Below are 26341 nucleotides of genomic sequence, written 5' to 3' on the forward strand. Positions count from 1 at the left end.
ATCAGGCCCCCGCCGCGGCCGGGCCTGCGGCACGGCGCGAAAGAAACAGCACCAGCCAGGTGATCAGGCCCAGCGTGATGGACAGGCTGGCGGCCAGCGCGAAGTTGGCGTAGTTGGTGAACTCGTTGTAGATCGTGATGGGCAGCACCTCGAACTTGCTGGCCAGCGTGAAGGCCGTGCCGAAGGCGCCCATGGCGGTGGCGAACACAATCGCGCCGCAGGCCAGGGTGGTGGGCGCAAGCTCGGGCAGCCAGACGTCGCGCACCACGCGCCAGCGCGAGGCGCCCAGCGAGCGCGCGGCCTCTTCGAGCGGGAAGTCCATGGCGGCGGCCGCGGCCGTGTAACTGACGATGGCGCGCGGCAGCGAGAAATACAGGTAGCCCAGGAACAGCCCGGCCAGGCCGTAGGCAAACGTGACGCGGCCCAGGCCCAGCGCATCAGCAAGGTCGGCCACCAGGCCCTGGCGCCCGCCCAGCAGGATGATGAAGAAACCGATGATGACGCCCGGGAAGGACAGCGGCAAGGCCAGCAGCGAAAGCAGCAGCTTGCGCCCCGCAAAACGCGCCCTTGCCAGCGTGATGCCCACCAGCCCACCCAGCACCAGGGTGGCCGCCGTCACTGCCAGCGACAGGCCCAGGGTTTGCAACAGGCTTTGCAGGTAGCGGGTGTTTGTCAGCACCACAAAATACGTTCCCCACCCCAGCTTGCCGGGCAAGGCCAGCAGTTGCACCGCCGGCAGCAGCCAGAAGGCCGCGAAGAAAGCAACTGCCGGCGCCGCGCAGGCCAGCAGCAGGCGCGGGGGCGTGAAGGTGGAAGAACTCATGGGTGCTCTCACTACCAGGCTGGTTTACTGAGCTTCTTTTACTGGGCTTCTTTCAGGTAACGGTCGGAAAAGCCTTTTTGCACGGCGGCCATGCGCGCGTAGTCCACGCTCTTGGCGCGCGCGTATTCGCTGGCCGGCAGGAAGCGCGACTGGGCTTCCTTGGAGATGGCGCTGGCGCGCACCGGGCGCAGGTAGGCGTTGGCCCAGATGGCCTGGCCTTCATCGGACAGCACAAAGTCCAGCACCTTCTTGCCGTTGTCGGCATTGGGCGCCTTGGCCACCAGGCTCATGACGTAGGGGACGACGATGGTGCCTTCGGCCGGGATCACGAACTCGACGTTGGCCTTGTCCTTGTACTTGGCACGGTAGGCGTTGAAGTCGTAGTCGAGCAGGATGGCAATTTCACCGGACAGCATGCGCGCATACGAGGTCTGCTTGGGAACGATAGGCTCATTTTTCTGCAGCGCCTTGAAGTACTCGATGCCGGGCGTGAAGTTGTCCAGCGTGCCGCCGCGCGCCTGGTTGACGGCGACCGCGCCCACATAACCGACAAAGGCCGAAGCCGGGTCGAGGTAGCCGACCAGGCCTTTGTACTCGGGCTTGAGCAGGTCGGCCCAGGAACGCGGCACGGGCTTGCCCTTGAGCGCGTCGACGTTGACCATAAAGCCCAGGGTACCGGAGTGGATGGTGAACCAGTGGCCTTGCGGGTCCTTGAGGCCGTCGGGAATCTCGTTCCAGGCGGCGGGTTTGTAAGTGCCGACCACGCCGTCCTTCTGCGCCTGGATGGCGAAGGTCACGCCGAGGTAGGTCACGTCGGCCACGGGGTTGGCTTTTTCGGCAATCATCTGCGCGAGCGACTGGCCGGAGTTCTTGTTGTCGGGCGGCACGGTGACGCCCGTCTTGGCCTTGATGGCCTTGAGCTGCGTGCCCCAGTCGGCCCATTCGGGCGGGCAGTTGTAGCAGATGGCGGTCTGGGCCAGGGCATTGGCGCCGGCGGCCAGGCCAAGGGCCAGCACGGCGGCGTGGGCGAGTCGTTGCAAAGATGTTTTCATAAGAGCTCCGTTGTGGATGAAATGAAGGTGAGGGGACTAGGGGTTGATTGAGGGCGCGGCGCAGGATTCGCCTTCGCGAAAACCATGGGGCAGCGAGAGGCTGCTGTTGGAAGTCAGCACAGCCCCGCTGGCCAGTGCCTGCACCAGCAGCTCGACACTGCAGCGGCCTATGTCGGCATTGGGCTGGGTGATGGTGCTCAGCATGGGCCGCAGGTCTTCGCCGAGCGCGATGCCGTCAAAGCCCACCACGCTCAGGTCGCGCGGCACCGAAAGCCCGGCCAGGTGCGCCGCGCGCAGGCTGCGTATGGCCAGCAAATCGTTGGAGCAGACCAGCGCGCTGGGCCGCGGCTCGCGCAGCAGCAGGGCCGTGATGTCGCTGATGGCGGTTTCCACAAAAGGCACTTCCAGCACCCGCGGATTCGCCAGACCGGCCGCCGCCATGCCTTGCAGAAAACCGCGGCGGCGTTGCTGGGCGCGGTCCGATGCGCTGAGCTGGCCGCTGACCATGGCGATGCGGCTGTGGCCCATGGCCGCGAGCCGCGCCACCAGCGCCGCGACCGCCTGCTCGCTGTCCACCGACACGCAGGGATGGCCGGGGTGACGGTTGTAGGCCAACACATAAGGCAGTTGCGCGGCGCCAAGCCGCTGCAGGGCCACGGAAGTTTCCGGGCTGGAGACCACCAGAATCATGGCATCGACGCTGCCGGCCAGCAGCAGGTTGACGGCTTGTTCTTCCTCTTCAAGCCGGTAGTTGGTGGTCAGCGGCAGGATGGCATAGCCGGCGCGCGTGGCCGAGCGCGCGATGCCTTCCAGGCATTCGGCGAACACCGGATTGAGCAAGGTGGGCAGCACCACACCGAGCACGCGGCTGCGCTGGGTGCGCAAGGAGCGCGCGCTGGCATTGGGCAGGTAGCCACGTTCACGCGCGGCCTTCTCGACCAGTGCACGGGTTTCGGGGCTGACTTTGCCGGGCGAATTGAAGACCCGCGACACCGTTGCCACCGATACACCCGCCTGTTCCGCCACTGCCTGAATGCTCACTCGCGCTCCTCATGTAATCGTTTACATTGGAGCCGCCAAAAATGACCGCCTTATGACATGAAGCCGGATGGCCCCGGACTCGCGCCCTGGCTTGGTGTGGCTGTCACTGAACCGTCATGAAGGGGCTACACACTGTGGGACCTCTTTCTGAACCTGAGCCCCGAGCTCCCCTGCCCTACTGCCGGCTTCACGCCCCTCCCTGAATGGACATCACTTACGGCGCCGACAAGACCGGCCTGCTCTGCGGTTACCGCTTTGAAAACGGCGCGCCCGGCGTGCCTGTGGACCTGATGGAGGCGGCGGCCTGGCTCAACAATGGCGAGCCCAAGGGCAAGTCGGATTTTGTCTGGCTGCACTTCAACCTCAGCGATGCCGCGGCCGAGGCCAGCATACGCAAGCACCTGAACCCGGTGCCGGAGTTTTTCGAGGCACTGCACGAGGGTTCGCGCTCCACGCGCATCGAGGACGCCCACGACACCTTGATCGCCGTGGTCAACGACGTGGCTTACGAATTCGCCTTCGACCCGGCCGAGATGGCCAGCCTGTGGCTCAACGTGGGGCCGCACATGGCGCTGAGCGCGCGCTCGCACCCGCTGCGCTCCATAGACCGGCTGCGCGACGCGGTGAAGAACGGCAAGAAGCCGCTGGCGTCTTCGGTGTCCTTCCTCAACCACTTGCTGCGCGAGCAGGGCGACGTGCTGGTGCGCATCGTGCGCGATGCGACGGTGCAGGTCGACGTGGTGGAAGACAAATTCCTGGTGGGCCGGCTGCACAACCGCCGCGCCGACCTGGGTAAGCTGCGCCGCGTGCTGGTGCGGCTGCAGCGCCTGCTGGCACCGGAGCCCGGTGCCCTCTTCCGTTTGCTGCGCCTGCCGCCGCCCTGGATGAGCGAGGGCGACCTGGAGGAGCTGCGCCAGGCCACCGAAGAGTTCTCGCTCACCATACGCGACCTGTCGGAGCTCAAGGAACGCATCAAGCTGCTGCAGGAAGAGATCGCCGCGCAGGTGAGCGAGGAAACCAACCGCAGTGTCTTTACCCTGACCATGGTGACGGTGCTGGCGCTGCCGATCAACATCGTGGCCGGCCTGCTGGGCATGAATGTGGGCGGCATTCCGCTGGCCCAGCACCCGCATGGCTTCATGGTGATCGTGGCGATCATCGGCGTGTTCACCGCCTTTGCGGCCTGGTACGTTTACCGGCAGAAGCAGTAGGCGGACCCACAAAACGCCTGGGGGACGAAGCGCTTATGAGAGCAGTGCGGCCTCAAAGCGCGCCAGTTCTTCCTCGACAGTGCCGCGGCTCGCGAAATTTTGCCTGGCCCGGCCGTACCAGTAAGCGGCGTTGTCCAGGTCGCCTTCCTGGATGTGCAGGATGCCGTGCAGCCAGGCGGCGGTTTGCGATTCATCGCTTTGCACCAGGGTGTGCGCCTCATCCCTGCGCCCCGCGCGCGCGCAAAGCAGGGCCTCGCGAAGTATGTCCATGTAGAGCTCCTTGAATAATATTGAATGCGGTAGCGCTATGTGCGCTTTCCCTTGGGACGCGTGCGCAAGTCTGGCGCCGCCCGTTTGCCGCCGCCGCGCGGACCAGCGACTGGCGCGTGCTGCGCCATCAGCCCGGCGACCCACTCGATGAACACCCGCAGCTTGGCGCTGACATGGCGCTTGGGCGCATAGGCCAGGTAAAGCGGCATGGGGTCAAGGCGCCAATCCTCAAACAGCGGCACCAGCTCGCCGCGGCTCACGTGCGCCTTGGCCATGTAGTCCGGTAGCCAGATGACGCCCAGGCCCGCCAGGCCGGCGGCGAGGTAGGCATTGCCGTCGTCGAAGGCGAACATGTGGCGGCCTTGCACTTTGAGGCTCTCATCGCCGCGCTGCATGGCATAGGAAAAGGCCTTGCCGGTGCGCGCCCACAGAAACCCCACAACCTGGTGCTCAGCGCCTTCCAGCTCCTGCGGATGCGAGGGCGTGCCGGCTCGCGCAAGATAAGCCGGTGCGGCATACACCCCCAACTGCAGGTCCGCCACGCGGCGGGCCGCCAGCGACTGGTCGGTCAGCTCGCCGCCGCGCACCACACAGTCCACGTTGTCGCCGATCACGTCGACCATGCGGTCGCTCACGCCCATGTCGATCTGGATCTCGGGGTAGCGCGCATGAAAGTCCGGCAAGGCCGGCACCAGGATCATGCGGGCCAGCGGGCTGGGCACATCGACCCGCAGCCGGCCCCGGGGTGAGGCCGACGCGCTGGACAGGCTGGTCTCGGCATCGTCCACGTCGGCCAGCACGCGCAGCACGCGCTCGTAATACGCCGCACCGTCGGCCGTGACCTTGACCTGGCGCGTGGTCCGGTTGAGCAGCTTCACGCGCAGCCGCGCCTCCAGCTGCTGCACCAGCTGCGTCACGCTGGTCTTGCTCATGTGAAGCGTGCCGGCGGCTTTGGTGAAGCTGCCCGCCTCCACCACGCGCGCGAACGCCTGCATTGCGTCGAAACGGTCCATCTGCTGCTCCAACATCACCAGCCAGGGTGCTGATTGTTTGGATTTTACGAACAGTGATGGGTGGGCTTGCCTGTTTATCCGGAAGGCACTGTCTTCTACAGTGTCTTCATAACCCACCACGGGCAGGCGCCGCTTGAGGCCCGGCCCAATTCAACCAAGGACATGTATGACACAGCGTGAAGTCGTTTTCCCGCCCGGGCGCCGGGCTCTCTATGACCGCAACCGCTATTCGCCGGCGGTGAAAGCCAACGGTTTGCTGTTTGTCTCGGGGCAGGTCGGCAGCCGCGAGGACGGCTCCCCCGAACCCGACCTGAAGGCGCAGGTGCGCGCCGCGTTCGAGAACCTGAATGCCATCCTGAAGGCGGCGGGCTGCAGCTTCGACGACGTGGTGGACGTGACCGTCTTCATGGTCAACCCGGAATCGATCTTCGAGACCGTCTGGGAAGTCGTGCCGGAGTACTGGGGCGAGGCGCCCCACCCCTCGCTGACGGCCGTCGGCGTGACCTGGCTCTATGGGTTTCAGTTTGAGATCAAGGTGGTTGCGAAACTGCCGGAAGGCCGGTGACGCAGCCGGTCTTGCGCCGCTAGCCTGGAACCCTGCCGCTTCCCAACGCGCGCTGCGCATCATTCTCCAGTGCGATGGCCTCGTCGAAGTGGCGAAGGCCGATCTCGTTGAGGACGCGCTTGAAGCTGGCGGCGACGTCCGGCGAAAGCGCTGCCAGCCTGGCGCCTGCCTGCCGCGAAGCCGATTCGAGTTCAGCATCGGCGACGACTTTCCAGACCAGCCCCCAGGCCTGCGCCTCTGCCGGAGAGAACTCCTCGCCCAGCAGCATCAGTGCCTTGGCGCGCGCAAGACCCGCGTAGGCGGGCAGCGTTGCCGTTAATCCACCGGTGACAAACACGCCCAGGGACGCCTCTGGGAGCTTGAAGCGGGCGCTTTCGGCCGCCAGGACGATGTCCGCATTGAGCATCCATTCGAAGCCGGCGCCTACGGTCCAGCCATGCACCGAGGCAAGCACGGGCTTGGGCAAACGCACCAGCGCCTGGGATACGGCCTGCACCAGCACCAGGTCTTCTTCCGTGGGCTGGGCGCTGACGTCCCTGCCCGCGCAAAATGCCCGGCCGTTGCCGCGCAGCAGCAGAACCCGGACGGCATCGTCGCGCGCGGCCTGCTCAACCGCGGCAAGCAGCGCGCGCGCCAGCTCGTTGTCGATGGCATTGAGTTTGTCGGTACGGTTCAAGGAGACGGCCATGATGCCGTCCGCGAACTCAATGAGTAGTTTGGGCGTTGTCATGGCTGTGATTTTGAACCATGACGTCACCTGCGTGGTGCTCGGTGCCCCACCTGGCACTGAGCAGGCGCCAAGCGCAAAAGCATCACGCCAGCCGGTGAAAGTAACCGCATCGTGGAAATGGTCATCCATACCCGGCGTGGTCTCTTGAACCGCTTTTATTCGATCGCAAACACCGCTTATTCAACCAGGTGTTGATCCAGGACAAGCCCGCGCGGCGCGCCGCCCGCACAGTCAGAACTGCCGAATCGGCACAAAAGACCAAGGAAAAGCCATATGAAACGGACCCTCTCTCCCGGTGCCATCGCCGCCGCCATCTGCATCCTCGGCGCGGCTTTGTCGGTGCAGGCGCAGCCCGCTGCGCACCCGGCGCATACCGCTGCAGCTCCCGCCGGCACTTCCAGCGCAGCCACACCCGCCGGAACCAGGCGCTACGAACTGCACACCAACATCGTCAACGGCAAAATGGTGTTCATCGATGCCAAGGGGCAGGTGAACCCGACCCTCACCGCCAACGCGGACGACACGGTAGAGATCGTGCTGGAAAGCGGGGAAGGCGCGGAGCACGACCTGGTGATCCCCGAGCTGAACGTCGCATCGTCCAAATTCAGCCCCGGCACCGGCAAGACCACGCTGCGCTTCAAGGTCCCGCGCTCCGGCACCTTCACCTACTACTGCTCCATCCCCGGCCACCGGCAGATCGGCATGGAAGGCCGGCTGCAGGTCAGCGGCTCCGCCAGCGCCAAAGCCGCCGCGCCGGCCGTCAGCGACTCCGGCCAGGCCGCGCTGGCGCTTTACACCCCGGCCCCGGTGCCGCAGCGCGCGGCCGACCCGAACGCTGTCAGCGTGGCCGCCAACCCGGCCGCAGTGCCGGCCGCGGTGGGGACCCGGGCGCCCACGACCCTGAAGTACCGCATGGAAACGGTCGAGTTGCCCGGCAAGCTCGACGACGGCACGAGCTTTACCTACTGGACTTTCAACCGCCAGGTGCCCGGCCCCATGCTGCGCGCCCGCGTCGGCGACACCATAGAGCTGACGCTGGCCAACGCCCGCGACAGCAAGATGATCCATTCGATAGACCTGCATGCGGTGACGGGCGGCCATGGCGGCGGCGAACACACGCAGGTCGCTCCGGGCCAGGAGAAAACCATCACCTTCAAGGCGCTCAACCCGGGCCTGTACGTGTACCACTGCGCCACGCCTTTGGTGCCGCAGCACATCGCGGCCGGCATGTACGGAATGATCCTGGTCGAGCCCGAGGGTGGCTTGCCCAAGGTGGACCGCGAGTACTACGTGATGCAGGGCGAGATGTACACCGGCCGCCCGCACGGCGCCAAGGGGCACCAGGAGGCCGATCTCGAGAAAATGGCCAATGAGCTGCCCGACTACTACGTTTTCAACGGCGAAGTCGGTGCGCTGAACAAGACCCACAAGCTGCAGGCCAAGGTGGGGGAAACCGTGCGCATCTACTTCGGCGTCGGCGGCCCCAACAAGATCTCGTCTTTCCACGTCATCGGCGAGATCTTCGACAACGTGTACAGCGAAGGCTCCTTCACCGGCCTCAAGCATGACGTACAGACCACGCTGGTGGCGCCCGGCGGCGCGACCATCGTCGAGATCAAGGTCCAGCACCCCGGAAACTACCTGCTGGTGGACCATGCCTTGTCGCGCGCCGGCAAGGGCGCGGTGGGCCTGCTCGAGGTCACCGGCGAAGCGGTGCCCGGCGTCTACAAAGCCGGCGTGCTGTAAGCCAAGGAGAATCCCATGGGCCCCTACAAAAAACTCTGGTTCACGCTGATCGGCGTGCTGATCGTCACCTTCTCGCTGCTGGGCTACTACGGCACCGAGGTCTACCGCCAGGCGCCGCCGATTCCATCGCAGGTGACCGCCCCGGACGGCAAAGTCCTGTTCGACCGCGAGGGCATCCTCGACGGCCAGACGGCCTGGCAGTCGGTGGGCGGCATGCAGCTGGGCTCCATCTGGGGCCACGGGGCCTACCAGGCACCGGACTGGACCGCCGACTGGCTGCACCGCGAACTGACAGCCTGGCTGGAGCTCGCCGCGCAGCAGTTGCACGGCAAGGCCTACGCCGCGCTCGACGGGCCGACGCAAGCCGCGCTGCGCGAGCAGCTCAAGGCCGAGTACCGCGGCAACCGTGTCGACCAGGCGGATGTGCTGAAACTGTCGGAACGCCGCGTCCAGGCTATTGCCCAGACGGCCGGGTACTACGACAAGCTGTTCTCCGACGCGCCCTCGCTCCAGAAAAGCCGCGAGCACTTCGCGATGAAGGAAAACACGCTGCCGAGCGCCGAGCGGCGCCGGCAGATGACGCAGTTTTTCTTCTGGACCGCCTGGGCCGCCGCCACCGAGCGCCCCGGCCAGAAAGTCACTTACACCAACAACTGGCCGCATGAGCCGCTGATCGGCAATCGGCCCAGCAGCGAGAACATTGTCTGGTCCATCGCCAGCATCGTGGTGCTGCTGGCCGGCGTGGGCTTCCTGGTCTGGGCCTGGGCCTTCCTGCGCAAGCATGACGAGCCGCTGCCGGAGCCCGCCGCGCGCGACCCCTTGACCACCTTTGCGCTCACGCCCTCGCAGCGAGGTTTGGGCAAGTACCTGTTCCTGGTCGTGGCCCTGTTCATCTTCCAGGTCTTCATCGGCGGATTCACCGCGCACTACACCGTCGAAGGGCAGCAGTTCTACGGCCTCGATGTCTCGCGCTGGTTTCCATATGCGCTGACCCGCACCTGGCACATCCAGGCCGCCCTGTTCTGGATCGCCACCGGCTTCCTCGCCGCGGGCCTGTTCCTCGCGCCGCTGATCAACGGCGGCAAGGACCCGAAGTTCCAGAAGGCCGGTGTGGATGTGCTGTTCTGGGCGCTGGTCGTCGTCGTTGTCGGTTCCTTCACCGGCAACTACCTCGCTATCGCGCAGCTGATGCCGCCCGAATGGAATTTCTGGCTCGGGCACCAGGGCTACGAGTACGTGGACCTGGGGCGCCTGTGGCAGATCGGCAAGTTCACCGGCATCCTGCTATGGCTGGTGCTGATGCTGCGCGGTGTCGTCCCGGCGCTGCTGACGAAAGGCGGCGACAAGAACCTGCTCGCGCTGCTCACCGCCTCGGTGGGCGCCATCGGTCTGTTCTACGGCGCCGGCCTTTTCTACGGCGAGCGCACCCACCTGTCGGTCATGGAATACTGGCGCTGGTGGGTGGTCCATCTCTGGGTGGAAGGCTTCTTCGAAGTCTTCGCCACCACGGCGCTGGCCTTCATCTTCTCCACGCTAGGCCTGGTCTCGCTGCGCATGGCCACGGCCGCGAGCCTTGCATCGGCGTCCCTGTTCATGCTGGGCGGCATTCCCGGAACCTTTCACCACATGTACTTTGCCGGCACCACCACGCCGGTGATGGCGGTCGGCGCGAGCTTCAGCGCCCTCGAGGTGGTGCCGCTGATCGTGCTGGGCCATGAAGCCTGGGAGAACTGGCGGCTCAAGGCGCGCGCCGCCTGGATGGAAAACCTCAAATGGCCGATGATGTTCTTCGTCGCCGTCGCCTTCTGGAACATGCTGGGCGCCGGTGTCTTCGGCTTCATGATCAACCCGCCGATGTCGCTGTACTACATCCAGGGGCTGAACACCACGCCGGTGCACGCGCATGCCGCGCTGTTCGGGGTTTACGGATTCCTGGCGCTGGGCTTCACGCTGTTGGTGCTGCGCTACCTGCGCCCGGACTATCGCTTCAGCGCGCCCTTGATGAAAACCGCGTTCTGGGGCCTCAACGCCGGCCTGGTGCTGATGATCTTCACCAGCCTGCTGCCTATCGGGATCATCCAGTTCCACGCCAGCGTCAGCGAAGGACTGTGGTACGCGCGCAGCGAGGAATTCATGCAACAGCCCCTGCTGCAAAACCTGCGCTGGGTGCGCACCTTCGGCGACGTCGTGTTCATCGTCGGCGCGACGGCGATGGCACTGCAGGTGGTGCTGGGCTTGACGAACAAGGTGCTTGCGATGGCGTGGATGAAAACTGCTACGCCATCAGCACCGAGCGCAAGGTGAAGCACGTCGTGGTCCAGCACTTGCTGGCCCGGCGTTGACCATTCGCTAATCGGCGCCCTTACGGTGGGCGACGATCGGCACACCGGCGTCAGTGACTCAGCTCAGGTTTGGCGCAAGAACCCGTCCACTGTCGCGATTTCGGCTGCGCATAGCGCTGCACCGACAGGTCGTCGGCGCGGATTTCGGGTGCGCGGCCGCTCATGACATCGGCCAGCAGGCGCGCGGAGCCGCAGGCCATGGTCCAGCCCAGCGTGCCGTGGCCGGTGTTCAGGTACAGGTTGGACAGCGGCGTGCGCCCCACCAGCGGCGTGCCGTCGGGCGTCATGGGGCGCAGGCCGGTCCAGAAGCTGCCGGCGGCGGTGTCGCCGGCGCCGGGGAACAAGTCGTTCAGGCACAGCTCCAGCGTTTCGCGGCGCCGCGGGTTCAGGCGCATGTCAAAACCACGCAACTCCGCCATGCCGCCCACGCGGATGCGGCGGTCAAAACGCGTGATGGCGATCTTGTAGCTCTCGTCCAGCACGGTGGACACCGGCGCGCGGCCTTCGTCGGCAATGGGCACGGTGATCGAATAACCCTTGACCGGATAGACGGGGATGGGGAGCAGGCCCGACAGCAGGGCGGTGGAATACGAGCCCAGCGCCATCACATAGGCATCGGCCTTCAGCAGGCTGCGGCCCTGCCGCACGCCGGCCACGCGGCCTGCGCAGACCTCCACGCGGTCCAGGGTCTCGCCGAAAGAAAAGCGCACGCCCATGGACTGCGCCAGGTGGCCTATGCCGGTGGTAAACAAATGGCAGTCGCCGGTTTCATCGCCGGGCAGGCGCAGCCCGCCGACCAGCGGCCCGGTGGCGATGGCCGGTTCGGCGCGCAGCAGGTCTTCGGGGCCCAGCAGTTCATAGGGCACGCCCGCGGCGCGCAGCACGGCCACGTCCTTGCCGACAGCGTCGAGTTGCGCCTGGGTGCGAAATACCTGCAGCGTGCCGCCCTCGCGGCCCTCGTAGCGCAGGCCGGTGTCTTCGCGCAGCTGCGCCAGGCAGTCGCGGCTGTATTCGGCCAGCCGCACCATGCGCTCCTTGTTGACTGCATAGCGCCGCGGGCTGCAGTTGCGCAGCATCTGCCACATCCAGCGCAACTGATCCATGCTGCCGTCAAGCCCTATGGCCAGGGGCGCATGCTTCTGGAACATCCAGCGCAAGGCCTTGAGCGGCACGCCGGGCGCGGCCCAGGGTGCGGCATAACCCGGCGACACCTGGCCGGCGTTGGCGAAACTCGTTTCCCGCGCGGGGCCGGGCTGGCGGTCGACCACCGTGACCTCATGGCCCGCCCGGGCCAGGTAGTAGGCCGTGGTGGTGCCGATCACGCCGGCGCCTAGCACCAGGACTTTCATGCGAGATTGCCTTGACAAAGGTACTTGGTGTGCAGGTAATCGTCCAGGCCCCAGTGCGAGCCTTCACGGCCGTAACCCGATTCCTTCACACCGCCGAAGGGCGCGGCCTGCGCGGCGATGGCGCCTTCGTTGATGCCGACCATGCCGGTCTCCAGCGCCGAGGCCACGCGCCAGATGCGCTTGACGTCGTTCGAATAGAAGTAACCGGCCAGGCCGTAAGGCGTGTCGTTGGCCAGTGCGACAACTTCCTCTTCGGTCGCGAAGGGGAAGATGGCGGCCACGGGGCCGAAGGTTTCCTCGCAGGACAGGGCCATCTCTTTGGTGGCACCGGTCAGCACCGTGGGCGCGTAGTAGTTGGGCCCGGTGGCGACGTCGTTGCGCACGCGGCAACCGCCCACCACCGCCTTGGCGCCCTTGGCCACGGCGTCGTTCACATGGCGCTCTATCTTGTCCAGCGCACGGGCATTGATCATGGGGCCGATTTCGGCCTGCGGCCAGGTTGCGGGACCGACCTTCAGCGCGCCCACGCGGGCCGCCAGCTTGTCGACAAAACGGTCGTGCACCGTCTGGTGGACGTACACGCGGTTGGGGCTCACGCAGGTCTGGCCGCCGTTGCGGAATTTCGAGGCCATCAGGCCTTCGACGGCCGCGTTGATGTCGGCATCTTCGAACACGATGAAGGGCGCGTTGCCGCCCAGCTCCAGCGACAGCTTCTTGAGCGTGGTGGCGGACTCGCGCGCCAGCAGCTTGCCCACCGGCGTGCTGCCGGTGAAGCTGATCTTGCGCACGCGCCCGTCGGCCAGCCATTCGCCGACGACTTCCGGCGTGCGATCGCGCGAGGCGGGCACGATGTTGAGCACGCCCGGGGGCACACCGGCTTCCTCGGCCAGCTTCACCAGCGCCAGCGATGTCAGCGGCGTGTCTTCGGCGGGTTTGGCGACCACGGTGCAGCCGGCGGCGAGCGCGGGCGCAATCTTGCGCGCGATCATCGCGGCCGGGAAATTCCAGGGCGTGACAACGGCCACGACGCCAACGGCTTCCCGCAGCACGATGTAGCGCTTGGAGGTGACGGGCGCGGCGATGACTTCACCGTGGGCGCGAACACCCTCTTCCGCGAACCATTCCACATAGCCCGCGGCATAGGCGATCTCGCCGCGCGATTCGGCCAGCGGCTTGCCCTGCTCGCGCGAGATCAGCGCGGCCAGCGGCTCCACGTCGCGCTCTATCAGCGCCTGCCATTTCTTGAGGATGAGGCAACGCTCGCGCGGCGGACGCGCCTTCCAGGCGTGCAGCGCCTGGGCCGCAGCATCGGCGGCCAGGCGCGCATCGGCGGCGCCGCCATCGGCGATGGTGGCGATCAGGCTGTCGTCGGCCGGGTTGCGCACCTCGAATTGGCGGGCGTCCTGGGCCGCTTGCCAGCGGCCTTCAATGAAGTTCAGTGTTTCCATGTCGGTTCGGTTCAGTTCGGTTCGGTTCAGGGCAATTCAATTCGGATGAAACGGCCGCGGCTCAGGCCGTGCATTCCTGCGGCTGCACCTTGGTTTTCTGCAGCTGCAGCAGTTCGTCGGCGCTGCGGTGGCAAAAGACCTCCACCCCACCTTCAAGCTCGCGCCGCGGCGGCGTCTTGCTGTCGCACAGGCCGGCCACACGCAAGGGACAGCGGTCCAGAAAGCTGCAGATGCCCGCGCGGTCGATAGGCGCCTGCACCAGCGGCAGGGCCGCGCGCTGCGCCGCCCCGACTTCTTCCAGCCAGCCCTGGCGCAATTCCGGAACGGAGTTCGCCAGCAGATGGAAGTAGGGATGGCGCGGCGCGTGCGCGAAGGCCGAACGCGTGAGCGACTCCACCTTCTGGCCGGCGTAGAGCACCACAATCTCGTCGCACACGGCACGCACGGTGTTCATGTCGTGGCTGATGAACATATAGGACACGCCGAGCTCCTTGCGCAGCTGCGCCAGCAGGTCGAGGATGGCGGCGCCCACCACGGTGTCCAGCGCCGAGGTCACTTCATCGCACAGAATCAGGTCGGGGTCGGCAGCCAGCGCGCGCGCCAGGTTGACGCGCTGCTTCTGCCCGCCGGACAGCCCGACGGGCAAGCGCCGTGCGCAAGCCTGCGGCAGTTGCACGAGGTCGAGCAGCTGCGCGATGCGCTTGTCCAGTGCCTCGCCCTTCAGGCCACGGTACAGCTGCAGCGGCCTGGCGAGGATGTCGGCGATGGTGTGCGAAGGATTGAGCGCCGTGTCCGCCATCTGGAACACGATCTGGATGCGGCGCAGTTCCTCGGGCGTTCGCTGCGATACCAGGCGCGGCAGCGGTTTGCCGTCGAACATGATCTGGCCGCCGGCGGGGCCTATCAGCCCGGCCACCACACGCGCCAGCGTGGTCTTGCCTGAGCCCGATTCGCCGATCACGCCGATGGCCTGGCCGCGGTACAGGCGCAGGCTTACGTCGTCGAGCACGGGCGAAGCGGGCCGGCCGTGCTTGTCCAGGGGGCCGTAGCCGGCGACCAGGTTGCGCACTTCCAGCAGCGGCGTGGCGCCCTCGGCATGCGCCTCACCGGTGCGCGCCTTGGGGTTGGCGGCGGCGATCAGGCTGCGTGTGTAGTCGTCTTTCGGTGTGGTGATGATCTGCTGCGTGGTGCCGATCTCGCGCTCGGCGCCGTCGCGCAGCACCAGGATGCGGCCGGCCATCTGGGCCACCACCGCCAGGTCGTGCGTGACATAGACCGCCGTGGTCTTGCGCTCGCGCACCACGCGCCGGAAGGCGTGCAGCACCTCGATCTGGGTGGTGACGTCCAGGGCCGTGGTGGGCTCGTCGAAGATCACCAGGTCCGGGTCGCTCATCAGCGCCATCGCGGCCATCAGCCGCTGCAGCTGCCCGCCCGAAACCTGGTGCGGGTAGCGCTGGCCTATGGTGTCGGGTTGCGGCAAGGCCAGTTCACGGAACAGCGTCACGGCTTTTTTCTCGGCCTCGGCGCGCGACATCAGCGAGTGGATGTGCGCGGTCTCGACCACCTGGTCCATGATGGTGCGGGACGGGTTGAACGAAGCGGCAGCGCTCTGCGCGATGTACGAAACGCGGCGGCCGCGCAGCCGGCGGCGTTCGGATTCGGTGAGCGCCAGCACGTCGGTGTCGCCGATGCGCACGCTGCCCCCGGCGATGCGGCAGCCGCTGCGCGCGTAGCCCATGAGGGCCAGGCCTATGGTGGTCTTGCCGGAGCCGGACTCACCGATCAGCGCCAGCACCTCACCGGGCTCGATGCGGAAGGACACGCCTTTGACAATTTCCGTTTCGCCGCCGGCGGCCTGCGCTACAACGCGCAGTTCATTCACAAGAACAGTAGCACCCATATCAGTTATCCATGCTGCGGAACACCCGCGATGTATGAAGGCCGAAGATTCGTGCGAGGGCACTCGCGGAACCGGCTTTGCCGGGCCGCAGGGTGCGCCCCCGGAGGGGGAGGCGCCGAAGGCGCTTCGGGGGAGTCACTTCGTCTCCCGATCGGCGTCGGTGTGGCCCGGCAAGTTGTCAATCACAAGGTTGACAGCGATCGTCAGCACGGCGATCGCAAGGGCGGGGGCAAGCACCGAGACGCCGCCCACCGGCAAGGCGCCCAGGTTCTCGCGCACCAGCGAGCCCCAGTCGGCCATGGGCGGCTGCACGCCCAGGCCCAGGAAGCTCAGGCTCGCCAGCAGACGCAGGGCGTAGACGAAACGCAGCCCCATGTCGGCCAGCAGCGGGCCGGTGATGTTGGGCAGGATTTCGCGGCGCATGATGTAGGCGTGGCGTTCGCCGCGGGCGCGGGCCACCAGCACGTAGTCCATGGCGTTGATGTTCACGGCCAGCGAGCGGATGATGCGGTAGGCGCCCGGCATGTAGACGATGGCCGTCACCGCAATGAGCAGCGGGACCGAGGAGCCGAAGCCGGCAATGATCACCAGCGCGAACATCTTGCTCGGGATGGAGACCAGGGTGTCGAGCACGCGGCTGAGCGCCGCGTCGACCGCGCCGCCCGTCACGGCGGCCAGCAGGCCGAGCACCGCCCCTACGCCGCAGGCGATCAGCGTCGCGATGAAAGCCACGCCTATGGTGTAGGGCGTGCCCGCAACAATGCGCAGGAGCATGTCGCGGCCCAGGTAGTCGGTGCCCAGCCAGTGTTGCGCGCTCATGCCCTGGAAGACGCCGGCATCGGACATCTCGCCGAGCGCGTTGTCAGGCACGAAGCAGGCGTAGATCGCCACGGCCACCCAGAAGGCCAGCACGGCCAGGCCGAACTTGCCGGCACGGGACCAGCCCGAGAGCCAGGCGCGGCGCTTGGTGACCGCCGCCGAAGGTACAAGGGTTGCAACGTTCATTGGTGCCTCAATCGTGGGTTGGCGACGATGCCGCACACGTCGGCAAGCATCACCAGGATCAGGTAAGCGGCGCAGAAGATCATGGCGCAGGCCTGTACCAGGGGCATGTCCCGTTGGGAGACGGCGTCCACCATGAGCTTGGCGATGCCCGGGTAATTGAAGATCACCTCAACGATGATCACACCGCCCAACAGGTACGAGAGGCTCAGCGCCACCGCGTTGGCGATGGGGCCGATGGCATTGGGCAGCGCGTGGAACAGCACGGTGCGCGCGGCACTCGCGCCTTTGAGCCGCACCATCTCGATATAGGCCGCCGCCATCTGGTCGATGACGGCCGCGCGCGTCATGCGCAGCATCTGCGCCACGATCACGCTGCCCAGGCTGAGCACCGGCAAGGCGAAGGAGCGCAGCATTTCGCCCGGCGAGGAAATGTTGACATCGTAGGAGAGCGCGGGCAGCCATTTGAGCTGCACCGCGAACACCAGCACGGCCAGCGTGGCCACCAGGAATTCCGGTACCGACACCACAGCCACCGTCGCCATGCTGATGAAGCGATCGAAAGCCGAACCGCGCCGCAAGGCGCACAGGATGCCCAGGCCCAAGGCCAGCGGCACGGAAAATGCCGTCGTCACCGCGGCCAGCAGCAGCGAGGCGGGCAGGCGGCTGTTAACGGCCTCACCCACCGGCATGCCGGTGACCACCGACTTGCCGGCATCGCCCTTGGCCATGCCGCCCAGCCAGTCGAAGTAGCGCAGCACCGCACTGCGGTCCAGGCCCATCTCCTTGCGCAGCGCCGCCACCGCTTCAGGCGTGGCGTCCTGCCCCAGCTTCTCTTCGGCCGCATCGCCCGGCAGCACGGCGGTGATGGCAAACACCACCGCCGACACCGCCAGCAGCGAAGCCAGGCCGGCAACAATCCGGTTGGCAACCAGTTTCAAAATCGTGAAGTTCATACAAGGCTCTTCCGTTCAAGTGCCATCGCGGAACCGGCTTCGCCGGGCCGCAGGTGGCGCCCCCTTGAGGGGGGAGCGCCAAAGGCGCTTCGGGGGTGTTTCAAGTGTCCAACCACACGTGTTCCGCGAAACTCGAACCCATCATCCCGCCCAGCGGGATCGCCTGCAAGCCCTTGAGCTTCTTGCTGTGGCCGTCCAGGCTGGAGAGGAACATCGGAATGCCGATACCGCCTTCGTTGTGGATCAGGACCTGCATGTCGGCGTACATCTGGGTGCGCTTGGCCTGGTCGGTTTCGCCGCGCGCGGCCACCAGCAACTGGTCGAACTTCTCGTTCTTCCAGCCGGACTCGTTGGTGGGAGAGTCGGACTTGAAGAACAGGGTCAGCGCCAGGTCGGCCGTGGGGCGCGTGTTGATGTTGCCGAAATTGACCGGGTGCTTCATCCAGTGCTGCGACCAGTAGCCGTCGGCCGGCATGTTGCGCACGTCCAGGTTCAGGCCGGCCTGCCGCGCCGCATGCTGCAGCACCAGGGCCATCTCCACCGAGCTGGTGGCGGCCGTTGAGGCCACCACGGGGATGGCGGCGCTGCCCAGATTGGCCTTTTGCAAGTGCCACTTCGCCTTCTCGGGATCGTAGGGGCGCTGCTTCAGGCCCTTGAAGAAGAAGCGGTCGCCCGGATTGATGGGCTGGTCGTTCGCCACGACGCCACGGCCCAGCTGGATGGACTTGAGCATCTGCTCGCGGTTGAACAGCAGCTTCATGGCCATCACGAAGTCCGGGTTGGCGCCTGGGCCGCTGTCGCGCCGCATGATCAGGTCGGTGTACGAAACGCCCTTGGTTTCGAAGATGACGGCCTTGCCGCTGGCGTTGACGCGGTCGATGGAGCGCGGGTTGACCCGGGCGATCAGATCAAGTTCGCCCGCCAGCAGCGCGTTCACGCGCGCCGTTTCGTCGCTGATGCCCACGTGCTCGATCTCGTCCAGGTAAGGCCGGTTGGGCTTCCAGTAGTTCTCGTTGCGCACGGCGATCGCGCGCACGCCGGGCTTGAACTCCTTGACCTTGTAGGGCCCCGTGCCAATGCCTGCGTTGAAATCGGTCGTGCCGTCCTTGACGATGTGGAAGTGGTAGGTGCCCAGGATGGCCGGCAGGTCGGCATTGGGCGCCACCAGGCGGATGGTGACTTCATTGGGGCCGGTGGCCGTCACGTCTTCGATCTGGTCTGCCAGCACCTTGGCCTTGGAGCCGATGGCCGGGTTTTTGTGTCGCATCAGCGAGAACACAACGTCGGCCGGCGCCAGCGGCTTGCCGTCGTGGAAGGTGACGCCCTTGCGCAGCTTGAATATCCAGGTCTTGGCGTCCTTGGTGCTAAACGCCTCGGCCAGCTGGGGCTGCGGTGTCAGGCTCCCGTCCAGGTAGGTCAATCCGTTGTAGAACATGAAGCCGCGGGAATAGTCGGTCGCGTTGCCTTGCTTGGCCGGATCCAGGGTGTCGCTCACCCCGGAACTGGCTTCGGCCACCCTGAGGCGACCGCCCTTGCGCGGCGTTTGCGCATGCGCGCTGGTAGCAACGCCCGCGATGCCGCCGGCCAGCGTGGCCTGCATGCCGCCGGCCATCAGCATGGCCAGCACGTCGCGGCGGTTTGCACCGCGCTGCAGCGCACCAAGAATGCGCGTGCTCTCTTCAGGGCCGATCAGGCCGCTTAGTTGCTTCTTATCTGCCATGGTGTTCTCCTGGTTTCTCGTGGGGGGTAAAGGCATTGGAGCACCGCGCGACCGGGGATATGCCTTGATCGTACGGGGGTGCGTGGTTAAAACTGCGGTTTTGCGGATGGCCGGCGGCATGGTGTGCGGCGGGCCTGCGGCGGCTTGCGGCCCACGCCCCGCGGGTGTCGCAGGCCGGTGCGCCGGGGCGGTCGGAGCCGCTGGACTTGGGACAAAAGCGCATGAAAACGTCCTCCTGCAAGGGTGGTGCAAAGCCTGGGCGACGTCGCCGGCGCCTTCCAATGAATGCTATTGAAGAGCCGCCGCAGATGCTGCGGTTGTGCGCCGCTTGTGCACTGTTCATGCCGAATGCCCGCGCCTAAACGGCAGATCAATTCCGGGGCAGGGGCGTACCATGACTTCGATTCTTTTTGAGAGGCAATCATGGGAAATGGCGATGCAACGCGCCTGGTAGAGCAACTCACAAGCAGCGGCCTGCTGGATCGCCTTTACATAGGCGGCGAATGGGTGCTGCCCATGGGGCACGACCGAACCAGCGTCATCGACCCATCGACGGAGGATGCCATCGCGGAGATCGCCCTGGGCAATGCGCAGGACGTGGACGAGGCGGTGATCGCGGCGCGATCCGCCTTCAAGACCTGGTCCGTCAGTTCGCCGCAAAGCCGGGCTGCGCTTCTTGGCCGCGTGCACAGCCTGATCCTTGAGCGGGCGGAGCTGTTCGCCCAGGCGATCTCGCTCGAGATGGGCGCTGCGATCAGTACGGCGCGCAGCGCGCAGGTTCCCATGGCGGCAGAGCACATCCGCGTGGCCCGTGACAACGCGGGCAGCTATCCCTTCCTCATCCATCGCGAGGGCGTGGCCATCATGCGCGAGGCCATCGGCGTCTGCGCGCTGATCACGCCCTGGAACTGGCCGCTGTACCAGATCACCGCCAAGGTCGGCCCCGCCCTGGCGGCAGGCTGCACCGTGGTGCTCAAGCCCAGCGAGCTGTCGCCGCTGAGCGCCCTGCTCTTTGCCCAGGTGCTGCACGACGCCGGCATCCCCGCCGGTGTGTTCAACCTCGTAAACGGCAGCGGGCTGGAAGTCGGCGCCGCGCTGTCGGCGCATCCCGACGTGGACATGATCTCGATCACCGGCTCGAACCGGGCCGGCATCCTGGTGGCGCAGGCGGCCGCACCCACCGTCAAGCGCGTGGCCCAGGAGCTGGGCGGCAAATCGCCCAACCTTATCCTGCCGGATGCGGATTTCCCGCGTGCCGTGGCGGCCGGCGTGGCGGCGGGCTTTCGCAACGTGGGCCAGTCCTGCAGCGCCCCGACGCGCATGATCGTACCGCGCGAGCGCCTGGCGGAGGTCGAGCGCATCGCCTGCGAGGCGGCCGCCACCCTGGTGGTGGGCGACCCGCGCTCGCCGCAGACCACGCACGGCCCGGTGGCCAACCGCGCACAGTTCAACCGTGTGCAGGAAATGATTGACGCGGGCATCGCCGAAGGCGCGCGGCTTGTCTGCGGCGGCCCCGGCCGGCCGCAGGGCCTGGAGCGCGGCTTTTACGCGCGCCCGACGATTTTTTCCGACGTGCATACGCGCATGCGCATCGCGCAGGAAGAGATCTTCGGGCCGGTGCTGGCCATCATTCCCTATGACAGCGTGGACGAAGCCGTGGAGATCGCCAACGACACCGTCTACGGCCTGGGCGCGCACGTGCAGGGCCGGGACCTGGCCGCGGCGCGCGCGGTCGCGGCGCGGATTCGTTCCGGCCAGGTGCACATCAACAACCCGCCCTGGAACCCGCATGCCCCGTTCGGCGGCTACAAGCACTCGGGCAATGGGCGCGAGTATGGGGTCGAGGGGCTGCAGGAGTACCTGGAGACCAAGTCCATCCTGGGCTGGCAGGGCGAGCCCGGCTGAAAACAATATTCGAAAGTGAAAAGCAAGATGCGCAACTACCCGACCCTTCAGGACATCCGGGAAGCCCGGGAACGGCTGAAGCCGCACATCAGGCATACGCCCTTGTTGCGGGCAGAGAAGATCGAGCCAGCCGTTGGCTGCCAGCTTTATCTCAAGCCTGAAACCCTGCAGATCACGGGCGCCTTCAAGATTCGGGGCGCGCTGAACAAGGCACTGTCGCTCCCGAGAGAGCAAATCGCCAACGGCCTTATTGCCACCTCTTCAGGCAACCATGCCCAGGGCATCGCCTATGCCGCCAGGATGCTGGGCGTCAAGGCGATCATTGTGGTTCCGGTGACGACGCCCAGGATCAAGATCGAGAACACCCAGGCCCTGGGAGCGGAAGTCATTCTTTTCGACGGGGACACGGCCGCCCGCTGGAAAAGGGTGTGCGAGATCGCCGAAGAGAACCAGTACGCGGCAATTCACGGCTTTGAGGACCCGATGGTCATGGCCGGCCAGGGAACCATAGGCTGCGAGATCCTGGAGGACCTGGAGGATGTGGACACCGTCATCGTTCCCCTGGGCGGCGGCGGCCTGCTGTCGGGAATCGCCACCGCCATCAAGGAAATCAAGCCGTCGGTGCGCGTCATAGGCGCGGAGCCCGCCTTGACGCCCAAGTACTACCAAAGCCGGATCAACAAGCAACGCACCTCGCTTCCGCTGAAGAACACCATCGCGGACGGGGTGCGCATCAGCGTTCCGGGCCAGAACCCGTTTCCCATCATCGAAAAGTACGTGGACGAGATCGTCCTCGTGGAAGACGAGCACATCATCGCGGGCATGCGTGTGCTGGCCAAGGATGCCAAGCTGATCGCCGAGCCCGCTGCTTCCATCGGCATCGGGGCCTTGCTGGCCGGCGCTGTCAAGGTGAGGCCCGATGAGAAGGTCTGCGCGGTCTTGAGCGGCGGGAACTGGAACCTGTCCGACCTGGCCGAGATCTACAAAGACGCTGAATAAGCGCAATTCGAGCAAACACTCGGAGCAAACACTCGGAGCAAATACCCGGAGCAAACATTTGGCGCCATAAAAAAAAGCCGCTGAGCGGCTTTTTTTTGCGCCGGTGAAACCTTATTCGAGGAACTCGAAGAAGGCGCCGACCTTGTTCTCGATGGCGTTGCGGTAAATCTTCGCCGCCGTCGTGTTGTCCTGAATGGCCATGCCGGTGGAGTCGAAGATGGTGACCTCGTCGTCATTCGCGCGCCCCGGCTTCCTGCCCAGCAGGATCTCGCCGATCTCCGCATGGATATCGCCCTGCGCCATGATCTTCTGCTTCAAAGGGTGCTGAGTTTCGCCTTTCTCGATGCACTGGGCGATGGAGTCGACGACGACTTTCGCACCCCGGAAAATCTGCGGATCGAACTCCTGCTTGCCCGGCGCATCCGTGCCGATCGCGACGATGTGCGTGCCGGGCTTGATCCACTGGGCTTCCACCAGCGAGCCTTTCCCGCGGGTGGTGGTGATCAGGATGTCGGCGTTGGCTACGGCCTCTTGCTTCGAATTGGCCATGACCACGGGGATGTCGAACTCGCTTTCAATGTCCGCCTTGTACCTGGCCAGTGTCTCGGGATGGTGGTCCCAGGCGTGGATTTCTTCGATCTTCATCACCTCCCTGATGGCGCGTATCTGCATCCTGGCCTGGTTGCCGTTGCCGATCGAGGTGATCCTGCTCGCGTTCTTTCTTGCCAGCGCCTTGACCGAGACGGCGCCGCACGCGCCGGTCCTGAGGCCTGTGAGCAGGCTTCCGTCCATCACGCAGACCAGGGCGCCGCTCATGCCGTCAAACAGCAGCACGGTCCCCATGCCGTTGGGTACCCCGTATTGCTCCGGGTTGCCGGTAAATCCGCCCGAGGACGCCTTCATGGAGATCATTTCGTTGCCCTGGTTGTAGCCCAGCTTGAAGTCAATCTCCCCGCGGTGTGAAGGCAGGTCGATGCCGATGTAGGGGGGTTGTATCACCTGGCCGCTGTTGAAGGCCTTGTAGGCCTCCTCCACCGTGCCGATGACTTCCTTCATGCGGATCAATCCGCGGACTTCTTCTTTCTTGAGCAGCAGTGTTTTCACGGGTGGTCTCTCTCTGGTCGTTCTGTATTCCTGCATGTACAAGTACAACACGAAGGGCCTGCACAAAATCCTGTTTTCACACGGCCGCCGCACAGAAACCCCGGTATTCAGGGCGCCGCGCGGCACAGGCAGCCGGCAGGGCCGGCCGGGCTTTGCAGGGCTGCGGCATGGCGCGCCGGCCCTGGAGCAGAATCTCCTTCCCATCCACCGAGAACAGCATTGTTCGTTGCAAGAAGGCCGCAATCCGGCAGCACCGGTTGCCCGCCAGCACCTACCATGGCAGCATGAACCCACCGCTGACCATGCAACGCGCCCAGGGCGCGGCAACGACGATGCCACCTACCCTGCCGCAACCCCTGCGCCTCCTGGAAACTTCGCCCACCCCGCCGGCCAGCGCCGACGTCGTCGTGATCGGCGGCGGCATCATCGGTGTGTTTACCGCCTACTACCTGGCCAAACGCGGGCTTTCGGTCGCCCTGATCGAAAAAGGCCGCATAGGCGCCGAGCAATCGAGCCGCAACTGGGGCTGGTGCCGCCAGCAGAACCGCGATGCGCGCGAGCTGCCCATGGCCACCCGCAGCCTGGAGCTCTGGGACCAGTTTGCCGCCGACAGCGGCGAAGACACGGGCTTCAAGCGCTGCGGCCTGCTCTACCTCAGCGATGACGAAGCCCAGATCGCGGGTTGGGCCAAGTGGCGCGAGTTCGCGATCACCGCCGGTGTGACCACCCACATGCTCAGCGGCAGCGAAGCCTCCGAACGCGGGCGGGCCACCGGCCGCGCGTGGAAGGGCGGCGTCTTCTCGCCCAGCGACGGCACGGCCGACCCGGCCAAGGCGGCGCCGGCTGTTGCGGCCGCACTCATCAAGCTGGGCGGCACCGTCCACCAGAACTGCGCCGCGCGCGGCATCGAGATGGAAGGCGGCCGCCTCAGCGGCGTCGTCACCGAAGCCGGGACCATCAAGACCCGCGCCGCCGTTCTCGCGGGCGGTGCGTGGGCATCGTCCTTCTGCAACCAGCTTGACGTGCGGTTTCCGCTGGCCACGATACGCCAGTCCATCGTGCGTGTGTCACCGCCGGCGCAGCAACTGCCGGCCGCGCTGGCCGGCCCCAACGTCGCCGTCACCCGGCGCCCCGACGGCCATTACGTGCTGGCCATCAGCGGCCGCGGACGCGCCGACCCCACGCCGCAGCTGCTGCGCTTTGCGCCGCAGTTCATCCCCATGTTCGCCAAGCGCTGGCGCAATGTGTTCCCCGGCGGCCTGGAAGGCATGCGCTGGGGCCACGAAACCCGCGCGCGCTGGAAGCTGGACGACATCACGCCCATGGAACGGGCGCGCATCCTCAACCCCAGGCCCGACGCCGCGGGTGTCCGCGAAACCCACCGCCGTGCCGTCAAGCTGTTGCCCGCGCTGCGTGAAGCCCGCATCGCCAACACCTGGGCGGGCTATATCGACAGCACGCCCGACGGCGTGCCGGGCATCGGCGAACTGCCGCAGGTGCCCGGGCTGATCCTGGCCGCGGGTTTTTCAGGCCACGGTTTCGGCATAGGCCCCGGCGCGGGCCACCTGATCGCCGACATCGTGTCCGGGGCCGAGCCGATCTTTGACCCCAAGCCTTTCGACCCGGCCCGGTTCAACACATCGGCTTGGGGCAAGGTGGCGGATTTCTAGGCTTGCGCGTTTTGCCTTACCCCAGCCCGCCCTGGCACAGGTACTTGGTGTGCAAATACTCGTCAAGGCCCCAATGCGAGCCTTCACGGCCGTACCCCGACTCCTTCACGCCACCAAAGGGCGCGGCCTGCGCGGCGATGGCGCCTTCGTTGATGCCGACCATGCCGGTTTCCAGGGCCGAAGCCACGCGCCAGATGCGCTTGACGTCGTTTGAATAGAAGTAACCGGCCAACCCGTAGGGCGTGTCGTTGGCCTGCTCCATCACCTCGGCTTCATTCGCGAAGCGGAAGACCGGCACCACCGGGCCAAAGGTTTCCTCGCACGACAGTTCCATCTCCCGCGTGGCGTTGATGAGCACCGTGGGCGCGTAGTAATTCGGGCCGTGCGCCGTTTCATTGCGCACCCGTCGGCCGCCCACGACGACCTTGGCACCCTTTGCTACGGCATCGTTCACGTGGCGCTCGATCTTGTCCACCGCACGGGCGTTGATCATCGGGCCGATCTCGGCCGCTGGCCAGTCCGCCGGCCCAAGCTTCAGGGCGCCCACACGCGCGGCCAACTTATCGATGAAACGATCGTGCACGGTGGCGTGGACGTAGACGCGGTTCGGGCTCACGCAGGTCTGCCCGCCGTTGCGAAACTTGGCCGCCATCAGTCCTTCGACGGCGGCGTCCAGGTCCGCATCCTCGAACACGATGAAAGGCGCGTTGCCGCCCAGCTCCAGCGACAGCTTCTTCAGCGTCGCGGCGGAATCGCGCGCCAGCAGCTTGCCCACCGGGGTGCTGCCCGTGAAGCTGATTTTTCGCACCCGCGGGTCGGCAAGCCACTCGCCCACGACCTGCGGGGTACGTTCGCGCGAAGCCGACACGATATTGAGCACGCCCGGCGGCACACCGGCCTCCTCGGCCAGCTTGACCAGGGCCAGCGCCGTGAGCGGCGTGTCCTCGGCCGGCTTGGCCAGCACCGTGCAGCCGGCGGCCAGCGCGGGCGCGATCTTGCGCGCGATCATCGCGGCCGGGAAGTTCCACGGCGTGACCACCGCCACGACGCCTACGGCTTCCTTCAGCACGATGAAACGCTTGGAGGTGACGGGCGCGGCGATCACTTCGCCGTTGGCGCGCACGCCCTCCTCGGCGAACCATTCCACGTAGCCGGCGGCGTAGGCGATCTCGCCGCGCGCCTCGGCCAGCGGCTTGCCCTGTTCGCGCGAAATCAGTTGGGCGAGCGGCTCCACGTCACGTTCGATCAGCGCCTGCCATTTCCTGAGGATCAGGCAGCGCTCACGCGGCGGGCGCGCCTTCCAGGCCGGCAGCGCCAAGGCGGCGGCATCCGCGGCCAGCCGCGCGTCGGCAGCGCCGCCTTCGCTCACTTGTGCAACCAGGCTGTCGTCGGCCGGATTGCGGACCTCGAAGCGGCGCTCGTCCTGGGCAGGCTGCCAGCGGCCCGAGATGTAGTGTTGTGTGTTCATATTTGATCCTTTCTCAATAGAGCCAAT

Annotated in this window: 21 protein-coding genes; 7 read left to right on the forward strand and 14 right to left on the reverse strand. The window is 66.1% G+C overall.

What is annotated here, in order from left to right; genetic code table 11:
* Position 1 precedes the first annotated feature (1 nt).
* The 3 genes from AC1DXS_RS05715 to AC1DXS_RS05725 are packed head-to-tail and all read right to left on the reverse strand — an operon-like array spanning position 2 to position 2916.
* A complete protein-coding gene (locus AC1DXS_RS05715) occupies positions 2–823 on the reverse strand; it encodes an ABC transporter permease (protein WP_477736596.1) in 822 nt (273 codons plus the stop codon).
* Positions 824–861: 38 nt separating this feature from the next.
* A complete protein-coding gene (locus AC1DXS_RS05720) occupies positions 862–1875 on the reverse strand; it encodes an ABC transporter substrate-binding protein (RefSeq protein WP_477736597.1) in 1014 nt (337 codons plus the stop codon).
* A gap of 36 nt (positions 1876–1911) precedes the next feature.
* The gene (locus tag AC1DXS_RS05725) at positions 1912–2916 is read right to left on the reverse strand and encodes a LacI family DNA-binding transcriptional regulator (protein WP_477736598.1); all 1005 of its coding nucleotides are present in this window, start codon (positions 2914–2916) and stop codon (positions 1912–1914) included.
* 203 nt (positions 2917–3119) lie between these two features.
* On the opposite strand from AC1DXS_RS05725, the gene AC1DXS_RS05730 reads away from it, so the two are divergent.
* The gene (locus AC1DXS_RS05730) at positions 3120–4127 is read left to right on the forward strand and encodes a transporter (RefSeq protein ID WP_477736599.1); all 1008 of its coding nucleotides are present in this window, start codon (positions 3120–3122) and stop codon (positions 4125–4127) included.
* 33 nt (positions 4128–4160) lie between these two features.
* On the opposite strand, the gene AC1DXS_RS05735 is transcribed toward AC1DXS_RS05730, so the two are convergent.
* The gene (locus AC1DXS_RS05735; protein ID WP_477736600.1) at positions 4161–4397 is read right to left on the reverse strand and encodes a hypothetical protein; all 237 of its coding nucleotides are present in this window, start codon (positions 4395–4397) and stop codon (positions 4161–4163) included.
* 35 nt (positions 4398–4432) lie between these two features.
* Entirely contained in the window at positions 4433–5410 is a 978-nt protein-coding gene (locus tag AC1DXS_RS05740) for a LysR family transcriptional regulator (RefSeq protein WP_477736601.1), read from the reverse strand.
* A gap of 166 nt (positions 5411–5576) precedes the next feature.
* On the opposite strand from AC1DXS_RS05740, the gene AC1DXS_RS05745 reads away from it, so the two are divergent.
* Positions 5577–5975, forward strand: a complete 399-nt coding sequence (locus tag AC1DXS_RS05745) for a RidA family protein (protein WP_477736602.1) — start codon at positions 5577–5579, stop codon at positions 5973–5975.
* Positions 5976–5994: 19 nt separating this feature from the next.
* On the opposite strand, the gene AC1DXS_RS05750 is transcribed toward AC1DXS_RS05745, so the two are convergent.
* Positions 5995–6705, reverse strand: a complete 711-nt coding sequence (locus AC1DXS_RS05750; RefSeq protein WP_477736603.1) for an enoyl-CoA hydratase/isomerase family protein — start codon at positions 6703–6705, stop codon at positions 5995–5997.
* 273 nt (positions 6706–6978) lie between these two features.
* Between AC1DXS_RS05750 and nirK the strand changes: the two genes are divergently transcribed.
* A complete protein-coding gene (gene nirK / locus AC1DXS_RS05755) occupies positions 6979–8451 on the forward strand; it encodes a copper-containing nitrite reductase (protein WP_477736604.1) in 1473 nt (490 codons plus the stop codon).
* Positions 8452–8466: 15 nt separating this feature from the next.
* Positions 8467–10755, forward strand: coding sequence for a nitric-oxide reductase large subunit (locus AC1DXS_RS05760; protein ID WP_477736605.1), 2289 nt, complete (start codon positions 8467–8469; stop codon positions 10753–10755).
* A gap of 88 nt (positions 10756–10843) precedes the next feature.
* On the opposite strand, the gene AC1DXS_RS05765 is transcribed toward AC1DXS_RS05760, so the two are convergent.
* From AC1DXS_RS05765 to AC1DXS_RS05790, 6 genes are all read right to left on the reverse strand, one after another.
* Positions 10844–12142: a D-amino acid dehydrogenase gene (locus tag AC1DXS_RS05765; protein WP_477736606.1), complete on the reverse strand. Its 1299-nt coding sequence runs from the start codon at positions 12140–12142 to the stop codon at positions 10844–10846.
* Complete coding sequence (locus AC1DXS_RS05770) at positions 12139–13590, reverse strand: NAD-dependent succinate-semialdehyde dehydrogenase (protein WP_477736607.1); 1452 nt, start codon at positions 13588–13590, stop codon at positions 12139–12141. The genes AC1DXS_RS05765 and AC1DXS_RS05770 overlap by 4 nt, the downstream gene beginning before the upstream one ends.
* A gap of 61 nt (positions 13591–13651) precedes the next feature.
* Positions 13652–15490, reverse strand: a complete 1839-nt coding sequence (locus AC1DXS_RS05775; protein WP_477736608.1) for an ABC transporter ATP-binding protein — start codon at positions 15488–15490, stop codon at positions 13652–13654.
* A 135-nt stretch (positions 15491–15625) separates the two neighbouring features.
* Positions 15626–16495 carry an ABC transporter permease gene (locus AC1DXS_RS05780; protein ID WP_477736609.1) on the reverse strand — a complete coding sequence of 290 codons (870 nt, stop codon included), beginning with the start codon at positions 16493–16495 and terminating at the stop codon, positions 15626–15628.
* Positions 16492–17448 (reverse strand): ABC transporter permease, encoded by a 957-nt coding sequence (locus tag AC1DXS_RS05785; RefSeq protein WP_477736610.1) that lies wholly within the window; start codon positions 17446–17448, stop codon positions 16492–16494. The genes AC1DXS_RS05780 and AC1DXS_RS05785 overlap by 4 nt, the downstream gene beginning before the upstream one ends.
* 100 nt (positions 17449–17548) lie before the next feature.
* Complete coding sequence (locus AC1DXS_RS05790; protein WP_477736611.1) at positions 17549–19168, reverse strand: ABC transporter substrate-binding protein; 1620 nt, start codon at positions 19166–19168, stop codon at positions 17549–17551.
* 423 nt (positions 19169–19591) lie between these two features.
* Here AC1DXS_RS05790 and AC1DXS_RS05795 point away from each other — a divergent pair, with 423 nt between their 5' ends.
* Together AC1DXS_RS05795 and AC1DXS_RS05800 are read left to right on the forward strand one after the other, a co-directional pair.
* A complete protein-coding gene (locus tag AC1DXS_RS05795; protein ID WP_477736612.1) occupies positions 19592–21073 on the forward strand; it encodes an aldehyde dehydrogenase family protein in 1482 nt (493 codons plus the stop codon).
* A gap of 15 nt (positions 21074–21088) precedes the next feature.
* Positions 21089–22072, forward strand: coding sequence for a threonine/serine dehydratase (locus AC1DXS_RS05800; RefSeq protein WP_477736613.1), 984 nt, complete (start codon positions 21089–21091; stop codon positions 22070–22072).
* Between the two features lie 111 nt (positions 22073–22183).
* Here AC1DXS_RS05800 and AC1DXS_RS05805 read toward each other — a convergent pair whose 3' ends face one another.
* The gene (locus AC1DXS_RS05805) at positions 22184–23176 is read right to left on the reverse strand and encodes an ornithine cyclodeaminase family protein (protein ID WP_477736614.1); all 993 of its coding nucleotides are present in this window, start codon (positions 23174–23176) and stop codon (positions 22184–22186) included.
* A gap of 344 nt (positions 23177–23520) precedes the next feature.
* On the opposite strand from AC1DXS_RS05805, the gene AC1DXS_RS05810 reads away from it, so the two are divergent.
* Entirely contained in the window at positions 23521–24846 is a 1326-nt protein-coding gene (locus AC1DXS_RS05810; protein WP_477736689.1) for an NAD(P)/FAD-dependent oxidoreductase, read from the forward strand.
* Positions 24847–24862: 16 nt separating this feature from the next.
* Here the strand turns inward: AC1DXS_RS05810 and AC1DXS_RS05815 are convergent, their stop codons facing one another.
* On the reverse strand, positions 24863–26314 hold the full coding sequence (locus tag AC1DXS_RS05815) for an NAD-dependent succinate-semialdehyde dehydrogenase (protein WP_477736615.1): 1452 nt from the start codon (positions 26312–26314) through the stop codon (positions 24863–24865).
* Positions 26315–26341 lie beyond the last annotated feature (27 nt).

It is taken from the genome of Polaromonas sp. P3_B1, from assembly GCF_056402935.1.

Bases quoted from the DNA above. Each gene is read 5' to 3' on its own strand.
- AC1DXS_RS05720 (WP_477736597.1), bottom strand. From the start codon at position 1,875: ATGAAAACATCTTTGCAACGACTCGCCCACGCCGCCGTGCTGGCCCTT.
- AC1DXS_RS05715 (WP_477736596.1), bottom strand. From the start codon at position 823: ATGAGTTCTTCCACCTTCACGCCCCCGCGCCTGCTGCTGGCCTGCGCG.
- AC1DXS_RS05750 (WP_477736603.1), bottom strand. From the start codon at position 6,705: ATGACAACGCCCAAACTACTCATTGAGTTCGCGGACGGCATCATGGCC.
- AC1DXS_RS05765 (WP_477736606.1), bottom strand. From the start codon at position 12,142: ATGAAAGTCCTGGTGCTAGGCGCCGGCGTGATCGGCACCACCACGGCC.
- AC1DXS_RS05735 (WP_477736600.1), bottom strand. From the start codon at position 4,397: ATGGACATACTTCGCGAGGCCCTGCTTTGCGCGCGCGCGGGGCGCAGG.
- AC1DXS_RS05770 (WP_477736607.1), bottom strand. From the start codon at position 13,590: ATGGAAACACTGAACTTCATTGAAGGCCGCTGGCAAGCGGCCCAGGAC.
- AC1DXS_RS05740 (WP_477736601.1), bottom strand. From the start codon at position 5,410: ATGGACCGTTTCGACGCAATGCAGGCGTTCGCGCGCGTGGTGGAGGCG.
- AC1DXS_RS05815 (WP_477736615.1), bottom strand. From the start codon at position 26,314: ATGAACACACAACACTACATCTCGGGCCGCTGGCAGCCTGCCCAGGAC.
- nirK (WP_477736604.1), top strand. From the start codon at position 6,979: ATGAAACGGACCCTCTCTCCCGGTGCCATCGCCGCCGCCATCTGCATC.
- AC1DXS_RS05790 (WP_477736611.1), bottom strand. From the start codon at position 19,168: ATGGCAGATAAGAAGCAACTAAGCGGCCTGATCGGCCCTGAAGAGAGC.
- AC1DXS_RS05760 (WP_477736605.1), top strand. From the start codon at position 8,467: ATGGGCCCCTACAAAAAACTCTGGTTCACGCTGATCGGCGTGCTGATC.
- AC1DXS_RS05775 (WP_477736608.1), bottom strand. From the start codon at position 15,490: ATGGGTGCTACTGTTCTTGTGAATGAACTGCGCGTTGTAGCGCAGGCC.
- AC1DXS_RS05785 (WP_477736610.1), bottom strand. From the start codon at position 17,448: ATGAACTTCACGATTTTGAAACTGGTTGCCAACCGGATTGTTGCCGGC.
- AC1DXS_RS05730 (WP_477736599.1), top strand. From the start codon at position 3,120: ATGGACATCACTTACGGCGCCGACAAGACCGGCCTGCTCTGCGGTTAC.
- AC1DXS_RS05795 (WP_477736612.1), top strand. From the start codon at position 19,592: ATGGGAAATGGCGATGCAACGCGCCTGGTAGAGCAACTCACAAGCAGC.
- AC1DXS_RS05745 (WP_477736602.1), top strand. From the start codon at position 5,577: ATGACACAGCGTGAAGTCGTTTTCCCGCCCGGGCGCCGGGCTCTCTAT.
- AC1DXS_RS05780 (WP_477736609.1), bottom strand. From the start codon at position 16,495: ATGAACGTTGCAACCCTTGTACCTTCGGCGGCGGTCACCAAGCGCCGC.